Raw genomic sequence first — 21,963 nt, 5'->3', positions numbered from 1 at the left:
ACAGTCTCTGTGGAAATCATTTTACAATGTGTGTCAACAAGGGTAGTGCTGACTTGGTAAGGACCCCGACTCATATTGAGGAACTCTATGTTGAAGAAGATTGCGGCCGGCGCCGTCCTGGCAGGCGCTCTGGCATTCTCCGCTGCGGCTCCGGCCGTCCTGTCCATTGGTTCCACCGGTGACGCTGGCTTCACCGCCGTCGGCAACTGGCCGGATCCCATGAAGGCACCCCAGGCCGTCGGTAACTGGCCTGACCCGATGATGTACTCCACGAATGTCGGCAACTGGCCCGACCCGATGACGTACTCCACGAATGTCGGCAACTGGCCCGACCCGATGTAAGCAATAGCTTTGATAGCTCCGGGACATGCGCGAACCATGTCCCGGAGCTATTTTTTTTGCCGTGACACTCATCGACTGCTCCGTTGCCGCCCGTTTGAGGCGTCAAAATACCCAGACACACAAAGAAGAGGGCCTTCCGGATGGAAGGCCCTCTTCTTGATTGGTCGGGATGACAGGATTTGAACCTGCGACCTCGTCGTCCCGAACGACGCGCGCTACCAAGCTGCGCCACATCCCGATCCGTTACTTCAAAAGCAACTTCACAAGAGTATCCGATCAGGGCCCCGGATGCGAAATCGTGCCACGGACGGCCGCGCAGCAGGACGCACCTTGCGCGAGACCGGGCCGCGAAGCGCCGGTGCGAATCAAACCAGCGAGTCCTTCCAAGCGCCGTGCAGCTGCGCGAAGCGGCCGCCGCCGCCGATCAGCTGCTCCGGGGTGCCGTCCTCGACCACCCGCCCGTCGTGGACCACCAGCACCCGGTCGGCGGTCTCCACCGTCGACAGCCGGTGCGCGATGATGAGGGCGGTGCGGCCGCTGTCAGCGCCGATGCCCTGCAGCAGCCCGGCCAGGCCGGTTTGGACGAGCCGCTCGGACGGGATGTCCAGCGAGGAGGTGGCCTCGTCCAGGATCAGCACGGCCGGGCGGGCCAGGAACGCCCGGGCGAAGCTGATCAGCTGGCGCTGCCCGGCGGACACGCGGCCGCCGCGCTTGTTGACGTCCGTGTCGTAGCCCTCCGGGAGCGCGTGGATGAACTCGTGCGCCCCCACGGCCTTGGCTGCGGCCTCGATCTCCTCCCGGGAGGCCCCGGGCCGGCCGAGGGCGATGTTGTCCGCGACGGAGCCGCTGAACAGGAACGCCTCCTGGGTGACCATCACGACGTTCCGGCGCAGATCCGCCGTCGCGAGCTCCCGCAGGTCCACGCCGTCGAGCGTGAGCGAGCCGGCGGAGACGTCGTAGAAGCGGGCGATCAGCTTGGCGAGCGTTGACTTGCCGGCACCGGTCTGGCCCACCAGCGCCACCGTCTGGCCGGCGGGGATGTGCAGGTCCAAGGCCGGGATGATGACGGGCCCGTCGCCGTAGCGGAATTCGACCCCCTTGAAATCAATGGTTCCCTGGGCATCGTGCAGGGACACCGGGTTTTTCGGCGGCCGGACAGTGGGGACTTCCTCGAGCAGTCCGGAGACTTTCTCCAGCGCCGCCTGGGCGCTCTGGAAGGAGTTGTAGAACATGGCCATCTGGTCCACCGGCTGGAAGAAGCGTTTGGTGGACAGGATCAGGGCCAGCAGCACGCCGACGGCGAGGTCGCCGCTGAGCACCCGGAAGCCGCCGAACAGCAGGACGACGGCGACGCAGACGTTGCCGATCAGCACCAGGCCGGGCTGGAAGACGCCGTTGAGGTTGATGGACCGGACCGTGACCTTGCGGTAGTCCTCGGCGAGTTCGGCGTAGAGCGCGGCATTTTCGCGTTCCTTGCGGAAAGCCTTGACCGCGCGGATGCCGGTCATGGTCTCGACGAAGTGCACGATCAGCCGGGCCGAGACCACCCGGGATTCGCGGAACGCGATCTGGGAGTGCTTCTGGTACCAGCGGGCCAGGAAGTACATCGGCACGCCGGCGGCCAGGACCAGGAGTCCGCTCCGCCAGTCGAGCGCGAACACCGTCGCGGCCGTGAACACCATGAACAGCATCCCGGACGCCAGCGAGCTGACCCCGGAGTCCAGGAGTTCGCGCAGCGCCTCCAGGTCCGAGGTCTGCCGCGCGATGATCCGCCCCGAGGTGTACTTCTCGTGAAATTCGAGGCTGAGCCGCTGGGTGTGCCGGAAGACCCGGACTCGCAGGTCCAGGAGCATCGCCTGGCTCAGTCTCGCCGTCGAGGTCACGTACAGGGCGGTGAGGCACGCCGTGGCGACAGCGGCCGCGAGGTAGGCGGCGCCCGTGAGCATCAGGGGGACGTTGTCGCCGGCGATCAGGGCAGGGAGGGCCCGGTCGATGCCGAAGGCGATCAGCGCCGGCCCGGCGACGCGGGCGGCCTGGGACAGCACGACGGCGGCAATCGTCAGCCAGAACCGCCGGCGGACCGGGCGGATCAGGGAGCGGAGCAAGGCGAGGGAGCGGCGCCGGACGGTTTTGCTCTCGGTCCTGGACAGGTGCGCGTTGTCCTCGTTCGCGGTTCCGAAGGTTGCGCTGCTCATCGGGAAACCTCCTCGGCGTTGAGGCCGGACAGCTCTGAGTCCAGCAGATCGGAGTCCAGGTCGCGCGGTTCCGGGTCGAGGCTGGCAATCACGTAGCGGTAGTGGGAATTTTCCGCGAGCAGTTCGGTGTGGGTGCCGACAGCCGTGATCCGTCCGTCCTCCAGCAGCGCCACGCGGTCCGCCAGCGCGACGGTGGAGGGCCGGTGGGCCACTATCAGCGTCGTGGTGGCGGTGAGCACCTCCCGCAGCCTGGTCTCGACGAGCTCCTCGGTGTGGACATCGAGGGCGGACAGCGGATCGTCCAGCACCAGCACCCTGGGCCGGGCGGCGATGGCACGGGCCAGGGCGATGCGCTGCCGCTGCCCGCCGGAAAGGCTGAGCCCTTCCTCACCGATCAGGGTGTCCAGCCCGTCCGGGAGCGAGTACGCGAAGTGGGCCTGGGCGACGTCGAGCGCCTCTTCGAGGGCCTCCTCGCGGCGCTCGGGCGGGAGGCCCGCCGGGGCGCCGAGCAGGACGTTGTCGCGGACCGAGCTGGAGAACAGCGTGGTGTCTTCGAACGCGACGGCGACCACCGTGCGGAGGTCCTCGACGCTGAACTCGCGCAGATCCACCCCGTCGATGGTGATGGAGCCGGCGGTGACGTCGTACAGCCGGGGGACCAGCTGGAGCAGGGCGCTCTTGCCGCTGCCCGTAATTCCCACCAAGGCCATGGTTTCGCCGGGCCTGATGTCCAGGCTGACGTCGTTGAGGATCGGTTTGTCCGGGGCGTCCTCGTAGGCGAACGTGGCGTGGTTGAAGCTGAGGGCGCCCTGCAGCTCGGCGGGGTGGCGCGGATGTTCCGGGCTGGTAATGGTGTTCACCGAGTCCATCACCTCGAAATGCCGGTCCACGGCGGTCTTGGCGGTGAGGGCCATGGCCAGCAGCATGCCGCAGAATTCCACCGGGGCGGCGATCACGGCGGCGGTGGCGAAGAATGCCACCAATGCGCCGATGCTCAGCTCGCCGGTGGAGGCCAGCATGATGCCGACGACGAGGCCGGTCCCGAGGGCCAGCTCCGGCAGGAGGGTGACCACCAGGCTGAAGGTGGCAACGTGCTTGGCCTTGGCGATCTCCGTCTGGCGGAGCTCCTCCGCCTGTTCGTTGAAGTTCTCCAGGGCCTCGCGGCTGCGGCCGAACGCCTTGAGCACGCGGATCCCGTGGACCGATTCCTCCACCGTGGTGGCGAGGTCGCCGGCCTGGTCCTGGCTGCGCCGGGCCACCTTGCTGAAGCGGGTGCGGAAGCGGAAGCCGTAGACCATGATGGGTACCGCGGCGGCGAGGAAGATCAGTGCCAGCTGCCAGCTCATGGCGAACATCACGGCCACACCGATCACGACGGTCAGGGTGGTGACCACGAGCATGATGGCGCCGAAGGCCATCCAGCGGCGCAGGAAGTTCAGATCGGTCATGGCGCGGGAGAGCAGCTGCCCGGAGCCCCACCGGTCGTGGAAGGAGACGGTCAGGTCCTGCAGGTGGCCGTAGAGGGACACCCGCATCCGGGTCTCCACCGTGGTGGCGGGGTTGATCACGAACTGCCGGCGCAGCGCCACGAGTCCGGCCTCGGCGATGCCCAGGCCAAGGATCACGAGGGAGGCGGTCCACACCGCGTCCGTGCTGCCCCCGGGTTCCAGGGACTGGTTGATCAGCACCCGCAGCACCTGGGGGATGGTCAGGGCCACCACGCTGGCGAGCAGGGCGCAGAGCAGGCCCATGACCAGCCGCGGAATGATCGGCTTGACGTGCGGATAGAGACGGCTGATGGAGGAGAAAAATGAGGTCTGCTTGGCCATGCCTGCTTCTTAAAACGCAACTGCGAAATAGCTAACGCAACTGGATGTAGTTTCCTGTAGCAACTACCCTAGGCCATCGGGTGACCGGGTTCACATGAAAATCGACAGCATCAGGATCTCGCCCAGTAATTACATTCCGCAATGGCTGCGCGGCGCGCCCCGCGGGACATGTCCGGTCCCCGGCGCAGGGCGTGGACATAAGCGCTGCCGTGCCGCGGGACATGTCCGGTCCATAGCGCAGGGCGTGGACATAGGCCCACTATGTCCATCCGTGCAGCACAGGGGAGAGCATGTCCAGTGAGTATCGAGGGGAGCGGGCGGCTCAGGAACGCGGAGTGAGCGTCAGCAGAACGGCCTCGGGCCGGCAAGCGATCCTGACCGGAGCGAAACGGGAGGTGCCGATGCCGCCCGAGACGTTGACCGGCGTCGTGCGTCCCTTGCTTTCCCAGTCATGCAGGCCCTTGGCGCGCCAGGTCGGGAGGTCGCAGTTGGCGACGAGGGCGCCGAAACCCGGGACGCAGATCTGGCCGCCGTGGGTGTGCCCGGCCAGCAGCAGGTCGGCGCCGTCCTCGGTGAAACGGTCCAGGACACGCTGGTAGGGGGCGTGGATGACTGCGACGCGAAGATGCGGTCTGCTGTCCCTGCCCTTCGTGCCACGGGGCCAGCCCGCGTAGCGTTCGAGGCCCAAGTGCGGATCGTCGACGCCGGAAAAATCAACGCGCAGGCCTTTGATCACGAGCGATTGGCAGCGGTTGGTCAGGTCCACCCAGCCGCCCATGCCGAAGCCTGCACGGAGCCGGGGCCAGTCCAGCCTGGCCGGCTCCCTGGTGTGCGAGGACGGGCCCTGGAAATACGACACCGGGTTCTTCAGCGTCGGGGCGAAGTAGTCGTTTGAGCCGGGAACAAAGACGCCCGGGAACTCCATCAGCGGATGGAGCGACTCCAGCAGGGGCTCCACTGACTTGGCGTGGCTGAGGTTGTCGCCGGTGTTCACCACCAGGTCCGGCCGCAGTTCCGCCAGCGAGGACAGCCACTCGGCCTTCCGGTGCTGCCCGGGCACGAAATGGATGTCGCTGAGGTGCAGCACCCGGATCGGGCCAAAACCGGCCGGGAGGATGGGCAGGGTCTCCTCGCGCAGGACGAACTGGTTCTTTTCCCACAGCCCGTAGCCGGTCACGGCGGCGCCCGTCACGGCACCGGCTGCGGCGGTTACGGCAAAGCCGCGCCCAATGCTTCGGACGCGGCTTGCCAGATCAAATCCCCCGGCCACGGGCTACTTCTTCTTTTCCGGCGGCGCGGACGGCGCCGGCTCCTTGGGAGTAGCGCTCTCCGTCGACGGAGCCTTGGTGTCGCTGTTGTTGTTGCTGGGCGGCTGGTACGGCGCGGCTTCGTACAACAGGTTCGACGGCGGTTCCGGGAACGGCTCCGTGCCATGCGAGGGGGCGATCTGCGCCATGAACTGGGAGAACATGGGGCCGGCGATCATGTAACCGTCGATGCCCGTGTAGAAGTTCCCGTTGATCGTGATGTTCTGCCCGGCGCGCTTTTGGTTGGTCAGCGGGTCGCCGAACCAGGCGGCCGTCGCGAGGCCCGTGGTGTGGCCGACAACCCAGGTGGAACCGTTGTTGTTCGACGTACCGGTCTTGGCCGCGATCGGGAAGTTTGTCCGGGTGGAGATCCTCGGCTGAATGAGCGAGCCGGACCCGCGGTTCAGGACCTCCTGCAGCGCGTAGTTGACGCCGCGGGCGACCTCCGGTTTGAGCGCGTCCCGGCAGTTGGTGGCCTGGGCGGGGAGCTGGGCACCGGTTGCATCCGTCACGGACGTGATGGCGATCGGCGCGCAGTACCGGCCGTCGTTGGCGAAAGTGGCGAACGCACTGGCCATGGTCAGCGGCGAGGTCTGGGTGGAACCCAGGAGGTTGGCCACAACAGACATGTTGACCGGTTTGTTGTCGAGGCCGTTGTGGATGCCCACCGCGTCCACGATCTTTTGAATCCCGCAGAAGTCCAGCTGCGCGGCGGAGGCGAACGTGACCGTGTTAATGGAGTTGTAGAGGCCCCGAAGGACCGTCATGGGCTTGTAGTAGCCCTCTTCGGCGTTCTGCAGGTCGGGCGCGGCGCCCAGGCCTTCTTCGGCGGAGTTGTAGGCGCCCGTGGTGGTGCCGCAGGAGTTCCGCCACTGGAAGTTCAGGGGGTACTTCCGCACAGAGCCGTCGACCACGGTGTTCATGGATTTGCCCTCGTCCAGCCATTGGGCGAAGGTAAACGGTTTCATCGTGGATCCCGGCTGTGCGCCGCCGAGGCCGTTGATGTCATTGCCTTTTTCGTCGTACTTGTCGACGTTGAAGTTCAACTGGGTGTCGAACTTCCCCTTGGCCGGCAGCCACGAGGTGTTCTGGGCCATGTTGGTGATTTTGCCCGTGCCCGGCTCCACGGAGACCAGGGCGGCGCCCCACTTGTCCGGGTTCGCGCCGGCCGCGGCATCCACCTGCGCCTGGGCTGCCTTCTGGGCGGCGGGCTCCAGGGTGGTCTTGATCGTCAGGCCGCCGCGGAAGACCTTCCGCTCACGTTCTTTCGCGTCCGCGCCGTACGCCGGGTTGTTGAGCAGCAGGTGCAGCACGTAATCGCAGAAGTACGGCGACGTCGGCGAGTAGGCGCAGCCCTGCCGGGGCTGGGTCACCTTGGTGGTGACCGGCGTGGCGACGGCGGCTTCATAGTCCGCCTGCTTGATCTTGCCCTGCGTGTACATGGCCTTCAGCACCAGGTCGCGGCGGTTCTTGGCGTTCTCCGGGTTGGTGATCGGATCGTAGAACGACGGGCTATTCACAACGCCGGCGAGAAGCGCCGCCTGCGGGAGGGTCAGTTTCTTGGCGGTGGTGCTGAAGAACAACCGTGAGGCTGCCTCAATGCCGTAGGCGTCGCGGTTGAAGAAGACGATGTTGAGGTAGCCCTCAAGGATCTCCTCCTTGGTGAACTTCTTCTCCAGAGCGATGGCGAGCTTCATCTCGCGGAGCTTGTCCCCGACGCCCTTGTTCACGCCGTTCAGGAGGACCTCGTCGCCCTTGCCCTCGGCCTCGAGGGAAGAGTTGATGACATTGTTCACGTACTGCTGCGTGATGGTCGACGCGCCCTGCTTGTTGCCCCGGGCGGTGCTGACCAGCGCGCGCATGATGCCGGTGGTGTCCACGCCGCCGTGTTCGTAGAAGCGGCTGTCCTCGATGGCGATGACCGCGTTCTTGATGTGCGGGGACATGTCATCCAGCGACACGCGGGTGCGGTTCTCGAGGTAGAGGTTGGCGATGACGCTGCCGTCGGCCGCCAGAATCTTGGTGGACTGGCTTGGCGGATCAACCTTCAGCTCCGCCGGAAGGGTGTCGAAGAATTTGATCGACCCGCTGGCCGAGCTGCCGGTGACGGCGGCCGCAGGGACCAGCAGTCCCGCCACCAGGACGCCACAAATGGCGCTCACGCCCAGGAAAAGAAGGATCTTTCCGAGGGTGGTGGCCGTGTCAAATAAAGGGTTCTTACCAGTCGCCATGTTTTCCACTTTACCGGCAAGGACTAGGCTTTAGCTCATGACCAAATGGGAGTACGCCACGATTCCGCTCATTATCCACGCCACAAAGCAGATTTTGGACCAGTGGGGTGACGACGGCTGGGAGCTTGTCCAGGTTGTTCCGGGCCCCGAAGGAAACGGCCTGGTTGCCTATCTCAAGAGGGAGAAGCAGTAGCCATGAGCACCCCCGCATCTTCCGCTCCGGGCGCGTCCGGAGACTCCGAAACTCCGGACCGCAGCACCTCAGGAACGGGCGCGTCGTCCGCCGTCGAGCAGCGCCTCGCCGAGCTGGGCCTGACCCTGCCGGAGGTTGCCGCCCCGGTGGCCGCCTACGTCCCGGCTGTGATTTCCGGCAACCATGTCTACACCTCGGGTCAGCTGCCGTTCATCAACGGCCAGCTGGAAGCGACCGGCAAGGTGTCCTCGGGCACTGAAGGCGCCTCGGACGAGGCCACGGTCTCACCGGACGCCGCCCAGCGGTACGCCGCGGTGTGCGCCGTCAACGCCCTGGCAGCCGTGAAGAGCGTCATCGGGGACCTCGACCGGATCACGCGGATCGTCAAGGTTGTGGGGTTCGTCGCCTCCGACCCGTCCTTCACCGGCCAGCCCGGTGTGATCAACGGCGCGTCCGACCTGCTGGGCAAGGTCCTCGGCGACGCCGGCCAGCACGCACGGTCCGCCGTCGGCGTGGCCGTCCTTCCGCTCGACTCACCGGTTGAAGTCGAACTGATCGCCGAATTCGCCTAGAGGGCCGGTCAGTTCCTTGCCTCAGTTAGCCCGACGACTGTTTGTCCTTCCCCCGGATCTTGAGGGGGCGGCCCGCAGCTGGCTTGAACACGGCGAACGGACGCCCCGCGCGGCACGGTTCGCTTCCTCGGTGGTGCTGCTTCGCGATTCGCCCACGGGCCTGGAGACCTGGCTGGGTTACCGGCCGGGATCGTCACCGCTGGGTGTCCTCGCCTTTCCGGGCGGGTCGCTGGAGGCGTCCGACGACGACGCGGTCGGCTGGCTGGGCCCCTCACCGCAGCATTGGGCCGAGCAGATGGGGACCGTCGACGTCGGACTGGCGCGCCGCCACGTGGTGGGCGCCATCCGTGAACTGTTTGAGGAAACCGGCATCCTCCTGGCCGGCCCGGACCTGTCCACCACGGTGGAGGCCACGTCCTCGGCCGAGTGGATGCGGGCCCGCGTGGCCGTGGCGGAGCAGGAGAAGTCGTTTACCGAGGTGCTGGCCAAGCGCGGGCTCTCGGTGCGGACGGACCTGCTCAAACCCCTGGTCAACTGGCTCAGCCCGGACTTCGCGCACCGCCGCTTCAACACCCGGTATTTCGCGGCCACCGTGCCGATGAACCAGCAGCCCTCGTTGCTCGCCAGCAAGGGCGTGTGGGGCCGCTGGGTGTGCGCCCGGAAGGTCATCGACGGCCGGGACACCACCGAGCTCGGCGACGAGGCGGGCCAGGAGAACACCGTCGGGCTCACCCTGAGCCAGCTGCTGGTGCCCGGCTCGGAGATCATGCTGGAGAAGATGGCGGCGGCCAACGGCTGCATCGCCTACCTGAGCTACAAGCGCAAGGCCCACGTCTACCAGCCGAAGCTTGTCGAGGAAAACGGACAGCTCCTGCTCGAGGTGGAGGCGGCCAAGACGGTCGCCGGAGAACCCCAGCGCGAACGCTGACCCCGGGGCGCTGAAGGGCCGGGGCACTGGCTGGCAGGACCGCTCAAGGGACATGCCCTGTGCAGTGCCCCAACAGTGGACATGCCGCCCGTTCATCCCGCCCTGCCACTGGACATGCCCTCCGCGGGCCCGAGCCAGTGGACATAGTGGCATTATGGCCACTCCTAGCTGCCAGGAACGGGCATGTCCGGTGGGATGTGAGCCCAGGGATGGGCATGTCCGGCGGGACGTGAGTCCACCGCTGGGCATGTCCGGCGGGCGGGCGTTCTTTCGGGCTTAACCACCGAAGGCCGGCGCCGTTTTCACGGGCCGGCCTTCGGGCGAACTGCGGGTGTGCTGCCAAACGGGCCTAGCGGGAACGCTGGCGGAGGCGCTGCATGTCGAGGATGACGACGGCGCGGGCCTCCAGGCGCAGCCAGCCGCGCTGCACAAATTCGGCGAGGGCCTTGTTGACCGTCTCGCGGGACGCCCCGACCAGCTGGGCCAGTTCTTCCTGGGTGAGCTCGTGGGCCACCAGGACGCCGTCGGTCGCGGGACGGCCGAAGCGGTCTGCCAGGTCCAGCAGCGCCTTGGCGACGCGGCCCGGAACATCGGAGAACACCAGGTCGGACAGGGAATCGTTGGTGCGGCGCAGGCGGCGTGCCAGGGCCTGCAGCAACTGTGCGGAAACCTCAGGGCGGGTGCGCAGCAGGGCGTTGAGGCTCTCGTTCTTCAGCCCGGCCAGCCGCGTTTCAGAGACGGCCGTTGCCGTGGCGGTCCGCGGGCTCGGATCGAACAGTGCCATCTCGCCGAAGAGCTCACCCGGGCCGAGGATGGCAAGCAGGGACTCCCGGCCGTCAGGGGACGTGCGGCCGAGCTTGACCTTGCCGGAGACGATGAAATAGAGCTGGTCGCCCTGGTCACCTTCCCGGAATACCGAGGCTCCGCGTGAGAGGTCCACCTCGGTGAGTTCGTCCGTCAGCAGACGGAACGCCTCGTCGTCGAGCGTGGCGAAAAGGGGGGCGCGGCGCAATACCTCGATATCCATGAAATCTCCTGACTAAAACTGTGTCGGCTGGGGCGCTTCAGCCATTGTTTCAGAATTTTGGCGCTTCTGTGACGTACTTGGCACCGAAACGCGCCAAACGTCGTGGAGGGGGAGCCAGCCCGGCTGTCCGTGGCCTCCGCGGACGCTCGGCAAATTGTCAGTCTGCGCCGGTAGAATTGGGGCTTACCCGCCTTTAAGGAGCCTCGGTGTTCGGCTTGACCATCCTGGACCTCGTGTTGATTCTGACACTGCTGTCCTACCTGTTCCACGGCCTTCGCAACGGCTTCCTCGTCACAGTCGGCGGCATCGCCGGGTTCGCCGCGGGCGCCGTGGCCGCGTTTGTGTCCGTCCCCATTGTCAGCGGCCTGGTGGAGGACAGCGGCTGGCGCCTCACGGCGATCATTGCCACCGCCGTTTTGTTGATGATGCTGGGGCATGGGATTGGCACCGCCATCGGGCGCAACATCCGCAGCGTCGTCAAAATCAACCCGCTGCGGTCCGTGGACCGGTTGGCCGGCGGAGGTGTCAACGTGGTGGTATCCGCCCTGGTGATGTCGATGCTGGCGTTCAGTATCGGCGCACTCGGCGTGCCCTTCGTCTCCCAGCCGCTCGCCGAATCCAAAGTGATCCGCTTCATCGACGGCGTAACCCCCGTACCGCTGAAAACCTCGATGGCCCAGCTTCGGTCCGCGGTGATCGGTGAGGGCATCCCGACGCTGTTCGAGGGCATCGGGGAAGGCCAGCCGGTGGCCATTCCGGATACCAGCACCGACACCCCGGCGCTGAACAGGGCCGCGGATTCGGTCCTGAAGATCGCCGGCACCGCCTACCAGTGCGGACAGAACCAGACCGGGACCGGTTTCGTGGTCTCGCCCGGCCGCGTGGTCACGAACGCCCACGTGGTTGCCGGCGTGCCGGAGCCGGTTGTGGAGATCCCCGGCGCCGGTGCCCTGCCCGGGCGCGTGGTGTACTTCGACACCCAGCATGACCTCGCAGTCGTGGCCGTGGACGGCCTGCGGACCGCCCCGCTGCCCCTTAGTTCCGACCTGGCGGCCGGCAGCCCGGCGGCGTTCGCCGGGTACCCCCACGGCGGCCCGTTCCAGTCCAAACCTGCCACGGTGCAGGACATCGCGACAGTGCTGGTGCCGGACATTTACGGCAACAACCCCGCGCCGGCGGACGTTTACCGGATCGCCGGGGACGTCCAGCCGGGCAACTCGGGAGGCCCGCTGCTGACCAACGACGGCCAGGTGGCCGGAGTAATTTTCGCCAAGGCCACCAGCGGATCCCCGCTCGGTTACGCCATCACTATGGCGGACCTGCGACCGGTCGCCGCCCAGGCGCCGGGCCTTGCGAACGCGGTCTCCCCGGGCCAGTGCATCCAGAAGTAACGGGCCAGAAGTAGCGGGCCAGAACTCACTGGGCGCCGGAATGCGGCCGGTCAGAGCCACTCCAGGCTCTGGCCGTGGGGGCCTGTGATCGCCACCGGCTTCCCGTTGTGAAGCAGCAGGAACCGGCCGCGGAGCCGCTCGTCGTCCATCTCCGGGACCACGCTGGAGCCGTCGGCCTGGAGGATGACGGTGTGCCCCTCGTTGGAGAGCCAGTGGCAGCCGGTATCGACGGCGAGCCGCGCCATTGCGGCGCGGAACCGGTCCCGGGCGGCCGCATCGAGGTAGGCCAGGACCGCGCTGTGGAAGACCACCAGAATGGCGTCCGACGGCGCCTGCGCGGCCAAGTCGAGGAACCGGTCGTTGAGGTCCCCGGCCACCAGGAGGGGCGGGTCGGCCCGCGCCACGGCGATCGCCCGGCGCAGCCGCTCGCGGCGGAAGTCCTGCTCCGGCCAGATCAGCGCCTCCAGCCAGGCGACGTCGTCGGGGTTCCGGACGTCGAGGGGGTTCAGATCGATCCCCGCCCGCCACACCACCGGCGGGAGCGCCGCCGGGAGCGGGACCGGGCCGGTGACGGCGCAGCCCAGGACCGGCTAACTGCCGGGAGCAGCGCCGGCCGGGTCCAGCCGGGTGAGCCCGGGGCCGGCGTCGTACTCATAGCCGTAGCGTTCGGGAAACAGGTTGAGCCCGGCCGAGGCCCCGACCTCAAGCAGAGCGAGCGGCCGCCCGCCGGCGGCGGCGATCTGCGCCAGGGAGGGCAGCAGGGTGGCGCAGCGGCCGGCCTCGTTGGTCTGGGTGGCCCGGGTGAGCACTATCCGGGAGACGTCCTCCCAGTGCGCGTCCAGGAACGCCCGGAAATCCGGGTAGGGGCTGATTTGTGCGCCGAGGAAGCGTGCCGCCGCGAGCATCAGCAGGGGCTGGCGCTTGTTGTGCGGCCACTCGTCGATCCGCCGGAGCAGCTCCGGGTCGTCCGCGATGCCCACCGACCATTCGGCGTAGCACGCGGAATTCCCAGGCGCGTCGACGGCGCCGAAGTGCCGGTACCACTGCGATGTCCCGGACTCCGCTCGGCCTGATACCGCCGGGCCTGGTTCCGTTGGGCCGGGCCGGGGAGCGGCCGGCTCCCTGCCGGCGGGATCAGCGGGGGACATGCTCAGTCCCGGCTGGCCTGCAGCCCGGCGAGGAACTCAACGGCGAACCGGTAGCCCAGGATCCCCGCGCCGGCGATCACTGCCTTGCTGATGTCCGAGAGGTACGAGTGGTGCCGGAACGCCTCGCGGGCGTGGACATTCGTGATGTGGACCTCGACGGCGGGCAGCTGCACCGCGGAGATGGCGTCCCGGATGGCCACCGAGGTGTGGGTGTAAGCGCCGGCGTTGATCACGATGCCGACAGCCTTTCCGCGGGCGGCATGGATGGCATCCACAAGGGCACCCTCGTGGTTCGACTGGAAGCACTCGACGTCGATGCCGTGCGCCGCGCCGGTGTCCTTGGCGAGTTGTTCGACGTCGGCCAGGGTGGCGGTGCCGTACTTCTCCGGTTCGCGGGTGCCGAGCAGGTTCAGGTTGGGCCCGTTGAGGACCAGGATGGTGCCGCGGCCGGCGCCGTCGGGGGTGGCTTCGCTCATGCCTGCCAATGTATCGCGTTGCGCCGCGGGCCGCCGCACCCGGCCGCGGACCGGGCGCTCAGATGACAGCCCGGGACCGGCCCGCGGGCTCTGGCCTGCGCCGGGCGGCGTGCCTACACTGGAATGACCATCGCGCGGAGCTCCCGTGCTGGCCGACCCGCGCGGAAAGCCCGATCTCGGAGCACATCATGCGCAATATTCAGGTAAAACCAATCCGTTGGATCGCCGTCGGCATCCTCGCCCTGGCGGCCTTTCTCGTGCCGGCACCCCTCGCGACCGCCGACCGGACGCACGGCGATGAGCGGTCCTCGGTGATCAAACTCCCCGGCGCCACCGGTGCTGAGGGCATCGCCGCAGGGGAGGGCAGCACCTTCTTCGCCGGCGACCGGCTCAACGGCAACATCTTCCGCGGAGATATCGACAGAGGCACCGCAATGCTGTTCATCACGGCGCCGAAAGGCCGGGCAGCCCTGGGTATGAAGGTCGACCGGGACAATGAGCTTCTCTTCGTCGCCGGCGGCGCCACCGGCCAGGCCTATGTGTACGACCTGGAGACGAGGAAGACCGTGGCCGTGTATCAACTGGCCAAGGGCGGCGACAAGTTCATCAACGACGTCATCCTGACCCGCGACGTCGCGTGGTTCACCAATTCCCGCGCCGGTGAGCTTTACCGGATCCCGATCAGCCATGACGGCAACCCGGGCAAAGCCCGGACAGTCGCCCTTGAAGCGCCTGCCGGGACCGTGGACGAAGGATTCAACCTCAACGGCATCGCCGCCGCTGATGAGGGCCGCACACTGATCGTCGCCCACACCGGCCGCTGCGCCCTGTACGCCGTGGACACGCGCGACGGATCCAATAAGAAGATCGAGGTCACTAACTCCGCCGGGGACCCGGTCGCACTGCCGAATGTCGATGGCATCGTCGTCCGCGGTGACACCCTCTGGGCCGTCCAGAACCTCCTCAACCAAGTCAGCCGGATCGACCTGAACGGACGCGTGAGCTCCGGTGAGGTGGAGGAAGTCATCACCAGCAAGAACTTCGACGTCCCCACCACGGCGGCGCTGTTCGGCAACACCCTCGCACTCGTCAACGCGAAATTCACCACGCCCGCGGCCAAGAGCTTCGAGGCAGTCCTCGTCAGGGCCCGCTCCGGCGACTGAAGGCCCGCGAGCCCCTAATGTGTCGCGAGCCGCTCAATCCGGCGCAGCGCCAGGGCGCACACCGGAAGGTAGGCGGGCGCCCACCACGGGACCGTAAAGGTAACGACGCATCCGCCGCCCTGCGGAACGATCCGGTGGCCGGTGGCCGGGATCCCCGCCACGGACCAGGACCAGTACCGTCCGGGCTCAAACGCCGTCACGGTGTACGGCAGCGCCACGCCCAGAACGGTCCTGACCCTGCCGCGGCTGCCGAAGGCAAGCCCTCCGCGGAAGGGCCCGGACCCGGGCCCGTCCGCGGCCGGCTCGGCACCGGTGATCGACGGCCCCCAGGCCGGCCACTTCCCGGTATCGGTGAGCAGATCCCAGATGTCCTCCGCGGACGCGTCAATCCGGCGCGACACGGAGAAGCTCATCCGGGCAGCCCGGGCCGGTGCCTGCTCACTTTCTCAGCGACTGCGCGATCTGCGCCATGACCGTATTGTCGGCCAGTGTGGTGGCATCGCCCACCTCACGGCCTTCCGCGACGTCCTTGAGCAGGCGCCGCATGATCTTGCCCGAGCGGGTCTTGGGCAGTTCCGGCACCACGAGGATGGTCTTGGGCTTGGCGATCGGCCCGATTTCCTTGCCCACGTGGTTCCGGAGTTCCTGCACGATCGCATCGCCGGTGTCCACGGCGTCCCCGCGCAGGATCACGAAGGCGACAACGGCCTGGCCGGTGGTTTCGTCCGCGGCGCCCACGACGGCGGCCTCCGCGACGGCGGGGTGGCTTACGAGGGCGGATTCGATTTCGGCGGTGGATAGCCGGTGGCCGGAAATGTTCATCACGTCATCGACCCGGCCGAGCAGCCAGATGTCGCCGTCCTCGTCCTTTTTGGCGCCGTCCCCGGCAAAGTACATGGTCTCGAAACGGGACCAGTAGGTTTCCTTGAAGCGCTCCGGGTCGCCCCAGATGCCACGCAGCATGGCCGGCCACGGTTCGCGGATCACGAGGTATCCGCCGGAGCCGTTGGGCACGGACTCGCCGAGTTCGTCCACAACGTCCACGGCGATGCCGGGCAACGGGACCTGGGCGGAGCCGGGCTTGGTGGCCGTGACACCGGGCAGCGGGGCGATCATCTGCGCGCCGGTTTCGGTCTGCCACCAGGTGTCCACGATCGGCGCGGGAGTTTCCTTCCGTTCGCCGTTCTTGCCGGCGTTGCCGCCGATGACCTCGCGGTACCACATCCACGCTTCGGGGTTGATGGGCTCGCCCACCGAGCCCAGGACCCGGATCGAGGAGAGGTCCGACTTCGCCGGGATCTCCTTGCCCCACTTCATGAACGTCCGGATGGCGGTGGGGGCGGTGTAGAGGATGGAGACCTTGTACTTCTCCACGATCTCCCACCAGCGGCCCTGGTGCGGGGAGTCCGGGGTGCCTTCGTAGATCACCTGGGTGGCGCCGTTGATGAGCGGGGCGTAAGCGACGTAGGAGTGCCCGGTGATCCAGCCGACGTCGGCCGTGCACCAGTAGACGTCGGTTTCGGGCTTGAGGTCGAAGACCGCCTTGTGCGTGTAGGCGCCCTGGGCGAGGTAGCCGCCGGTGGTGTGAAGGATGCCCTTGGGCTTGCCGGTGGTGCCGGAGGTGTAAAGGATAAAGAGCGGGTGTTCGGAGTCATGCCCGACGGCGGTGTGCTCGGCGGAGGCGGTCCCGACCGTGTCCGCCCACCAGTGGTCCCTGCCCTCGTGCCAGTCGATGTCCTGGCCGTTGCGCTTGACGACGACGACGTTCTGCACGGTGTGGCCGCTGCCGTCTCCCTCGTGGGACAACGCCTCGTCGACGGCGGGCTTGAGCGCGCTGGGCTTGCCGCGCCGGTACGTGCCGTCCGCGGTGACGACGAGCTTGGCTTCGGCGTCGTCGATCCGGGAGCGCAGCGCCTCGGCGGAGAAGCCGCCGAACACCACCGAGTGGATGGCGCCGATCCGGGCGCAGGCCAGCAGCGTGATGACGGCCTCGGGAATCATCGGCAGGTACACGGCCACCCGGTCGCCCTTGGCGACGCCGAGGGACTCAAAGGCGTTGGCGGCCTTCTTGACCTCTTCGGTGAGCTGGGCGTACGTGTACGTCCGGGTATCGCCCGGTTCACCCTCGAAGTAGATGGCAACCCGGTCCCCGTGGCCGGCCTCGACGTGGCGGTCCAGCGCGTTGTAGGCGGCGTTGATCTCGCCCCCGACGAACCACTTCGCGAACGGTGGTGTGGACCAGTCCAGGGCCTGCGTGAAGTCCTTGCTCCAGCTCAGCAGCTCGCGGGCCTGCTTCGCCCAGAAGGCGGGCCGGTCGGCGTCGGCCTCGGCATAGTCCGCAGCGGTGACCACCGCGTTGGCGGCGAACTCGGGGGAAGGGGCGAACTTCCGGTTCTCCTGTGACAGGTTTTCGAAGGCATCGCCCTGGGGCGCCTGCGTCGTAGTGGAGCCGGGTGACTGCTGGGACATGGTGAACCTCATCATTCATCGATCCGTGCTGCGCGGGACCCCCGTCCCGCCGCAGCACCGTGCCGCATGCGCGGCGTTGGGCATCGGCTGGTCACGGTCGGACCGCTAAAGCTGTTCCGAAATACACACTATCGCCTGAGCCCTTCCCGACGTGTGCCGCGTCACACAGCGAACCGTGAGCGGTGTTTGTTAAGCGCCGAATGGTGGTGGGGCACCCGGGGATCTGGTGCTGGTGACCTTACGTCGTCACAATGGGGCCTAGGAGGACGCACTGCCAGTTGGGGGAAGGGGATCGTGAGACTTTTGGGCCGGGCGCCGGATAACCCGTGGCCGAATGACATGGCCATCCGAGTGGACGAAACGCCGCATCAGCTGACTGTCCTGCTGTTCATCCGCCACGCCTGGGTCATAGCGGCCGACGTCGATGTGCCCCGCCTGGACCCGCTGCCCGAGGTGGGCCTCTCCCGGATCCCTGAGACGGCCGCGCCCGCGGGGTGGGACGCCCGCTGGCGCCGGGCCTGGAAGCGGGCCTGGGACTGGTATTCCGTGGAGGAGCCCGACCCGACGATCCACCCCACTCCGGAGTACATCCGGGCCGCCTCGCAGCCGGGTCATGTCCTCGATCCCTTGATTCCGCCGTTCTGGCAGGCGGACCACGGCTGGGAAGGGATCGACGTCCACGCCTACAATGCGTGGGAAATGGCGTCCAGCCCGCGCGCCTACGCCCGTCCTCGCCGGAACGCTGCCGCGTCCCCGGAGCCTCAGAGCCTGGCTGCCCTGATCGCCGCTTGGGAGAGCGGACTGGATACCGTGGTGGTCCTGCCGTACGAAGGCTACTTCGCCCGACGCCTGACCGTCCGGCACCTTGCGGTTTCAGCTGCCACCCGCAATGAACCGGCCGCGTATAGCCGGGCCTTGCGGGCAGCAGCCGGCACCACGCCGCCGCAGGCAACCGGAGAGTCATGAATCAGCCTCCGGGACAACGACGGCGGATGCGGGCGCTGGCCTGCATCCTTGCGACCGGCGTCGTGCTCGGTGTGGGGGCCTGTGCCGGGCCACCGAACGCCGCCGACCGCAGCTACCGCGGAGTGGTGGCGTCGCCCTCCGTCGCGCCCACAGTGTCCGCGGGTCCCTCGACGACGGCGTCCGCCGCACCGCCTCCCGGACTCGGAACGCCCTTGGCGGGGTGGGTGGACAGGCCCCGGCGGTTCGGCCTCACGGTGTGGGGAAGCTCCAGTTGCCCGCCCGTCCCGACCCGGATTGAAGCGACCGGCCCGGACCGGGTGACCATCACCTTCGAGGAGGCCCGCGAGAGGGCCTGCACCGCCGACCTTGCGCCCACGACGTACGAATTTACGGTTCCGGCCGGCGCGGACTCCCTGCCCCTGGCCGTGACGCTGGCCGACAGCCAGGGTCAGGCGATGCACACTCTGGTGCTGGAATGACGCACGCCGGGAGCCGCGGCGCCGGGAAGGGCGGCCTTATTCCATGCCCATGTCCCCGGCTCGTCAGCTAGTGATCGGCCAGCCACTTGACTAGGCTGAGATGAAGTTGTGACATCCGATGGAGGCGACGGGACCGCGCGCGGTCCCGTTTTGGTCTGCCGTTAGACGGTGCTGTCCAGAGCGCCGCCGTGTAAGGAGAACCGAATGAACGAGCAAGCAAACGGGCAGCTCAAGGCGCCCGCCCAAACCCAGGCGAACGGCGGAGCGGACCGGCCCGCCGGCTACGGGGAAGCCCCCCGTTTCACGGTGGACAAGGCCAGCAAGAAGGCCGGCAAGAAGAACGAGGCGGTCCTCGGACCCTTCACCATCCGCGACCTGACGGTTTTCGGCTCGACGCTGATCCTCTTTATCGCCTCGCTGATCCCGATGTTCGCCGTCCGGTATAACCTGTGGAATCTGGGCAGCCTGTTCTTCCTTGGCCTCGGGATCATCCTGCCCGTGATCGTGGCCGCCCTGTTCGTGGCACGCCGTGTCAGCCCGGGAACCAAGATCCGCATCGGCTCGCTGTCAGTGGACCAGTTCGGCTCCGTGGTGGCGTCCTTCGCCGTTGCTTTCTTCTTCCTGTCCGTCGCGGGCGCGTTCGTGCCCAGCATGTTGCTGGCCCTCATCGGCGCCCTCGGTCTCCTCTCGGCCACCGTCCTGGCCCGGTTGATCCCCTTTTTCGCCGGAGATTTCCTCGACCGCGCTGAAGTGCCCGCCCATATTGTGGCCCGCGACTCAGCCGTCCCCGTCCACAAACCCCGCGCGCCCAAGGCTCCGAAAGAGGCCAAGGATGACAAGGCGCCCAAGGCCGCCGGCACCAGTGCCGTCGCCGGCTGGGCGAAGCGCATGACCCCCGGCGGACAGTCCGCGGCCACGGGTACTGCCCCGCATGGCGACGCGTCGTTCGGTCCAGGATCGGGCGCCGTTGCCGCCTCGGGTGCGGCAGCTGCAGCTGCCGGTTCCGCGGCTTCCGCCCCCGCCGCTGCCCAGGGCAAGCCCGCCCCCGAACCGTCCGCCCACGAAAAGCCTGCCCAGGCTGCCGGCCCCGCCCCGGCCGTCAGCTCCCCGGCAACCCAGGTTGCGAGCACCGTTCCCGCGGCCTCCGCGACGCCGGCCGCCGCGACGGGCCCGGGGGCGCCGTCCGCAGCCCCCGCGCCGTCGGCTGCCCAGCCGACCCAGGCTGCCGCCGTCGCGCCTCCCGCCGCCGAGCAGACCCAGGCTGCCGCCGTCGTGCCTCCCGCCGCTGAACAGACCCAAGCCGCAGAGGTTCCCGCGGCCTCCGATCACAGCGCCCCCACAACGGTGAACCCGCAGGTGCGCCAGCAGGAGCCGATCGGGGCCACCATCGACCCGGCCAGCCGTCCCGAGGAACACGCCGCCCAGCCCGCGTACGAAGCCTTCTGGTTCGCCGTCGCCCAGCCCCGCACCGCCATGGACGAGCACAGCGGTGCCGCCGCCTTCGTAATCCAACCCGGCGGCTGGGTGCTCGCCCTGGAGGACCGCGGCCACGAATTCCTGGTCCAGCACACCGACGGCCGCGTGGGCGTGCTCCGGGACCTCAGCAACATCGAACGCGGTTAGCCGGCACCCGTGGCCACCGACTCCAGCGATCCTGCCGCCGGCAGCGCCACGCCGGCACCCAAAAGCGCTGGTCGCACGAACGCCGGTTCCAGGAACAGCGGGACCGTAAGCGCCGGGCCGCGGCTTGCGGGGGAGTCCCTGCTGGCCCTGAAACGGCGTGCCCGGCGGATCAACAAGGCGCTGGCGGAGCAATATCCGTATGCGCACGCGGAACTGGATTTCCGCAATCCGTTCGAGCTGGTGGTGGCTACGGTGCTTTCCGCGCAGACCACCGACGTGACAGTCAACCAGATCACGCCGCTGCTGTTCGGGCGCTACCCGGACGCGCGGAGCATGGCAGAGGCGGACCCTGACGATCTTGAGGCCATCATCAAGCCCACCGGGTTCTTCCGGGCCAAAACCCGGAACCTGATGGCGTTGTGCAACCGGCTGGTGGATGAGTACGACGGCGAGGTGCCCGGACGGCTCGCTGATCTGGTGACGCTTCCCGGCGTCGGGCGGAAGACCGCCAATGTGGTGCTCGGCAACGCCTTCGGCGTCCCGGGGATCACGGTGGATACCCACTTCGGCCGTCTCGCGAGGCGGTTCGGCTGGACGGATTCGGATGATCCGGTGAAGGTCGAATCCGACGTCGGGGAACTGTTCGAACCGAGGGACTGGACCATGCTCTCGCACCGGGTGGTCTTCCACGGCCGGCGCGTGTGCCATTCGCGCAAACCGGCCTGCGGGGCCTGCGCGGTGGCAAACTGGTGCCCCAGCTACGGCATGGGGGAGACCGACCCGGAGAAAGCGAAGAAACTGTTGAAGTACGAACTGGCACCGGGCCAGGAGGAGCTGCTGTCAAAGCTTCTCGCAGAGACGCACCGGGCCGCGGAAATCCGGATGGAATCGCAGAGGAAGCCGCTATGACGGCCCGGCAGGACCTCATCGACCTGGTGGCCGCAGTGGAAGCCGGAACGGCGCCGTCACCGGATCCCCGGTGGCGTGAACTCGTCGTCGAACCCGGGGAAAGGGTCCGCCGGGCGGCCGTGCTGATGCTCTTCGGCTCCCTCGACAATGTCCCGGCGGCGTCGGTCAAAGCCCTGGCCCCGGCCGATCTGGACGTCCTGCTGCTGCAACGCGCGCAGACCCTGGATGACCATCCCGGGCAGGTCGCCTTCCCCGGCGGCGGCATTGACCCGGGCGAGTCCGTGACCGATGCCGCTCTGCGGGAAGCGGAAGAGGAAACCGGGCTGGACCCGGCCGGCGTCGACGTCCTCGGCGTGATGCCGGAACTGGCCCTGCCGCGCGGAAACTTCCTGGTCACCCCCGTCCTCGGCTGGTGGGCGTCCCAGTCACCCGTGCGGGTGGTGGACTATGGCGAATCCTCCCAGGTATTCCGTGTCCCGGTCCGCGACCTGCTGGACCCGGACAACCGCGTGATGGCCACGGTGACCCGGGCCGGACAGACGTTCCAAAGCCCCGCATTCACCGTCAATGACGTGGTGGTGTGGGGCTTTACCGGGATGATCCTCAACCAGCTGTTCGACCAGCTGGGATGGGCGGTTCCTTGGGACCGCTCGAGCTTGCTCAGCGTCGACACGTGGAGTCGGCTCCACGGCTAAGACTGGGCCTCAAACGCGTC

19 protein-coding genes, 1 tRNA gene and 1 pseudogene are annotated in these 21,963 nt (G+C 67.8%); 11 read left to right on the top strand and 10 right to left on the bottom strand.

The genetic code is table 11. From position 1 onward, the window contains the following. Positions 1-87 precede the first annotated feature (87 nt). Positions 88-342, top strand: coding sequence for a hypothetical protein (locus AC6EUH_RS03220; RefSeq protein WP_056433769.1), 255 nt, complete (start codon positions 88-90; stop codon positions 340-342). Between the two features lie 161 nt (positions 343-503). Here AC6EUH_RS03220 and AC6EUH_RS03215 read toward each other — a convergent pair. The 5 genes from AC6EUH_RS03215 to AC6EUH_RS03195 form a co-directional block, all read right to left on the bottom strand. Beyond that, positions 504-580, bottom strand: a tRNA-Pro gene (locus AC6EUH_RS03215). 127 nt (positions 581-707) lie between these two features. Beyond that, entirely contained in the window at positions 708-2,537 is a 1,830-nt protein-coding gene (locus AC6EUH_RS03210; protein ID WP_499737777.1) for an ABC transporter ATP-binding protein, read from the bottom strand. Further along, positions 2,534-4,366 (bottom strand): ABC transporter ATP-binding protein, encoded by a 1,833-nt coding sequence (locus AC6EUH_RS03205; protein WP_499737776.1) that lies wholly within the window; start codon positions 4,364-4,366, stop codon positions 2,534-2,536. Before AC6EUH_RS03205 ends, AC6EUH_RS03210 begins: the two co-directional genes overlap by 4 nt. Before the next feature lie 322 nt (positions 4,367-4,688). Continuing rightward, positions 4,689-5,636: a metallophosphoesterase gene (locus AC6EUH_RS03200; RefSeq protein ID WP_499737775.1), complete on the bottom strand. Its 948-nt coding sequence runs from the start codon at positions 5,634-5,636 to the stop codon at positions 4,689-4,691. Between the two features lie 3 nt (positions 5,637-5,639). Beyond that, positions 5,640-7,904 (bottom strand): transglycosylase domain-containing protein, encoded by a 2,265-nt coding sequence (locus AC6EUH_RS03195; RefSeq protein ID WP_499737774.1) that lies wholly within the window; start codon positions 7,902-7,904, stop codon positions 5,640-5,642. A gap of 37 nt (positions 7,905-7,941) precedes the next feature. On the opposite strand from AC6EUH_RS03195, the gene sp36 reads away from it, so the two are divergent. The 3 genes from sp36 to AC6EUH_RS03180 are packed head-to-tail and all read left to right on the top strand — an operon-like array spanning position 7,942 to position 9,597. Further along, entirely contained in the window at positions 7,942-8,097 is a 156-nt protein-coding gene (gene sp36 / locus AC6EUH_RS03190; protein WP_144671455.1) for a Sp36 family protein, read from the top strand. Positions 8,098-8,099: 2 nt separating this feature from the next. After that, complete coding sequence (locus AC6EUH_RS03185; protein ID WP_056433757.1) at positions 8,100-8,669, top strand: RidA family protein; 570 nt, start codon at positions 8,100-8,102, stop codon at positions 8,667-8,669. Between the two features lie 16 nt (positions 8,670-8,685). After that, a complete protein-coding gene (locus AC6EUH_RS03180) occupies positions 8,686-9,597 on the top strand; it encodes an NUDIX hydrolase (RefSeq protein ID WP_056433754.1) in 912 nt (303 codons plus the stop codon). 349 nt (positions 9,598-9,946) lie between these two features. On the opposite strand, the gene AC6EUH_RS03175 is transcribed toward AC6EUH_RS03180, so the two are convergent. Then, the gene (locus AC6EUH_RS03175) at positions 9,947-10,624 is read right to left on the bottom strand and encodes a Crp/Fnr family transcriptional regulator (protein WP_011693220.1); all 678 of its coding nucleotides are present in this window, start codon (positions 10,622-10,624) and stop codon (positions 9,947-9,949) included. A gap of 206 nt (positions 10,625-10,830) precedes the next feature. Between AC6EUH_RS03175 and AC6EUH_RS03170 the strand changes: the two genes are divergently transcribed. Next, positions 10,831-12,015 (top strand): MarP family serine protease, encoded by a 1,185-nt coding sequence (locus AC6EUH_RS03170; protein WP_499737773.1) that lies wholly within the window; start codon positions 10,831-10,833, stop codon positions 12,013-12,015. Between the two features lie 50 nt (positions 12,016-12,065). Here AC6EUH_RS03170 and AC6EUH_RS03165 read toward each other — a convergent pair. Both AC6EUH_RS03165 and aroQ read right to left on the bottom strand, forming a co-directional pair. Then, positions 12,066-13,163, bottom strand: a pseudogene (locus tag AC6EUH_RS03165) (DUF2332 domain-containing protein). A gap of 2 nt (positions 13,164-13,165) precedes the next feature. After that, on the bottom strand, positions 13,166-13,639 hold the full coding sequence (aroQ, locus tag AC6EUH_RS03160) for a type II 3-dehydroquinate dehydratase (RefSeq protein WP_499737772.1): 474 nt from the start codon (positions 13,637-13,639) through the stop codon (positions 13,166-13,168). Positions 13,640-13,827: 188 nt separating this feature from the next. Between aroQ and AC6EUH_RS03155 the strand changes: the two genes are divergently transcribed. Then, positions 13,828-14,802, top strand: a complete 975-nt coding sequence (locus AC6EUH_RS03155) for an SMP-30/gluconolactonase/LRE family protein (RefSeq protein ID WP_499737771.1) — start codon at positions 13,828-13,830, stop codon at positions 14,800-14,802. A gap of 14 nt (positions 14,803-14,816) precedes the next feature. Here the strand turns inward: AC6EUH_RS03155 and AC6EUH_RS03150 are convergent, their stop codons facing one another. Together AC6EUH_RS03150 and acs are read right to left on the bottom strand one after the other, a co-directional pair. Beyond that, positions 14,817-15,215: an SRPBCC family protein gene (locus AC6EUH_RS03150; RefSeq protein ID WP_499737770.1), complete on the bottom strand. Its 399-nt coding sequence runs from the start codon at positions 15,213-15,215 to the stop codon at positions 14,817-14,819. 25 nt (positions 15,216-15,240) lie between these two features. Continuing rightward, entirely contained in the window at positions 15,241-17,271 is a 2,031-nt protein-coding gene (gene acs, locus AC6EUH_RS03145) for an acetate--CoA ligase (protein ID WP_056433877.1), read from the bottom strand. 339 nt (positions 17,272-17,610) lie between these two features. Between acs and AC6EUH_RS03140 the strand changes: the two genes are divergently transcribed. From AC6EUH_RS03140 to AC6EUH_RS03120, 5 genes are all read left to right on the top strand, one after another. Continuing rightward, positions 17,611-18,237 (top strand): hypothetical protein, encoded by a 627-nt coding sequence (locus AC6EUH_RS03140; protein ID WP_499737769.1) that lies wholly within the window; start codon positions 17,611-17,613, stop codon positions 18,235-18,237. Further along, a complete protein-coding gene (locus tag AC6EUH_RS03135; protein WP_499737768.1) occupies positions 18,234-18,716 on the top strand; it encodes a hypothetical protein in 483 nt (160 codons plus the stop codon). The genes AC6EUH_RS03140 and AC6EUH_RS03135 overlap by 4 nt, the downstream gene beginning before the upstream one ends. Positions 18,717-18,920: 204 nt before the next feature. Continuing rightward, on the top strand, positions 18,921-20,339 hold the full coding sequence (locus AC6EUH_RS03130) for a hypothetical protein (protein WP_499737767.1): 1,419 nt from the start codon (positions 18,921-18,923) through the stop codon (positions 20,337-20,339). A 138-nt stretch (positions 20,340-20,477) separates the two neighbouring features. Beyond that, entirely contained in the window at positions 20,478-21,248 is a 771-nt protein-coding gene (nth, locus tag AC6EUH_RS03125; RefSeq protein ID WP_056433874.1) for an endonuclease III, read from the top strand. Further along, the gene (locus AC6EUH_RS03120; RefSeq protein ID WP_499737766.1) at positions 21,245-21,943 is read left to right on the top strand and encodes an NUDIX hydrolase; all 699 of its coding nucleotides are present in this window, start codon (positions 21,245-21,247) and stop codon (positions 21,941-21,943) included. The genes nth and AC6EUH_RS03120 overlap by 4 nt, the downstream gene beginning before the upstream one ends. Positions 21,944-21,963 lie beyond the last annotated feature (20 nt).

This window comes from Arthrobacter sp. 001422645 (genome assembly GCF_059816125.1).
The sequence above is the reverse complement of the archived record's forward strand: the minus strand, read 5'-3'. Positions and strand labels throughout refer to the sequence as shown.

Excerpts from the sequence above, each read along its gene's own strand:
- AC6EUH_RS03220 (WP_056433769.1), top strand. The coding sequence starts at position 88 with ATGTTGAAGAAGATTGCGGCCGGCGCCGTCCTGGCAGGCGCTCTGGCA.
- AC6EUH_RS03210 (WP_499737777.1), bottom strand. The coding sequence starts at position 2,537 with ATGAGCAGCGCAACCTTCGGAACCGCGAACGAGGACAACGCGCACCTG.
- AC6EUH_RS03205 (WP_499737776.1), bottom strand. The coding sequence starts at position 4,366 with ATGGCCAAGCAGACCTCATTTTTCTCCTCCATCAGCCGTCTCTATCCG.
- AC6EUH_RS03195 (WP_499737774.1), bottom strand. The coding sequence starts at position 7,904 with ATGGCGACTGGTAAGAACCCTTTATTTGACACGGCCACCACCCTCGGA.
- sp36 (WP_144671455.1), top strand. The coding sequence starts at position 7,942 with ATGACCAAATGGGAGTACGCCACGATTCCGCTCATTATCCACGCCACA.
- AC6EUH_RS03185 (WP_056433757.1), top strand. The coding sequence starts at position 8,100 with ATGAGCACCCCCGCATCTTCCGCTCCGGGCGCGTCCGGAGACTCCGAA.
- AC6EUH_RS03175 (WP_011693220.1), bottom strand. The coding sequence starts at position 10,624 with ATGGATATCGAGGTATTGCGCCGCGCCCCCCTTTTCGCCACGCTCGAC.
- aroQ (WP_499737772.1), bottom strand. The coding sequence starts at position 13,639 with ATGAGCGAAGCCACCCCCGACGGCGCCGGCCGCGGCACCATCCTGGTC.
- AC6EUH_RS03155 (WP_499737771.1), top strand. The coding sequence starts at position 13,828 with ATGCGCAATATTCAGGTAAAACCAATCCGTTGGATCGCCGTCGGCATC.
- AC6EUH_RS03150 (WP_499737770.1), bottom strand. The coding sequence starts at position 15,215 with ATGAGCTTCTCCGTGTCGCGCCGGATTGACGCGTCCGCGGAGGACATC.
- acs (WP_056433877.1), bottom strand. The coding sequence starts at position 17,271 with ATGTCCCAGCAGTCACCCGGCTCCACTACGACGCAGGCGCCCCAGGGC.
- AC6EUH_RS03140 (WP_499737769.1), top strand. The coding sequence starts at position 17,611 with ATGGCCATCCGAGTGGACGAAACGCCGCATCAGCTGACTGTCCTGCTG.
- AC6EUH_RS03135 (WP_499737768.1), top strand. The coding sequence starts at position 18,234 with ATGAATCAGCCTCCGGGACAACGACGGCGGATGCGGGCGCTGGCCTGC.
- AC6EUH_RS03130 (WP_499737767.1), top strand. The coding sequence starts at position 18,921 with ATGAACGAGCAAGCAAACGGGCAGCTCAAGGCGCCCGCCCAAACCCAG.
- AC6EUH_RS03120 (WP_499737766.1), top strand. The coding sequence starts at position 21,245 with ATGACGGCCCGGCAGGACCTCATCGACCTGGTGGCCGCAGTGGAAGCC.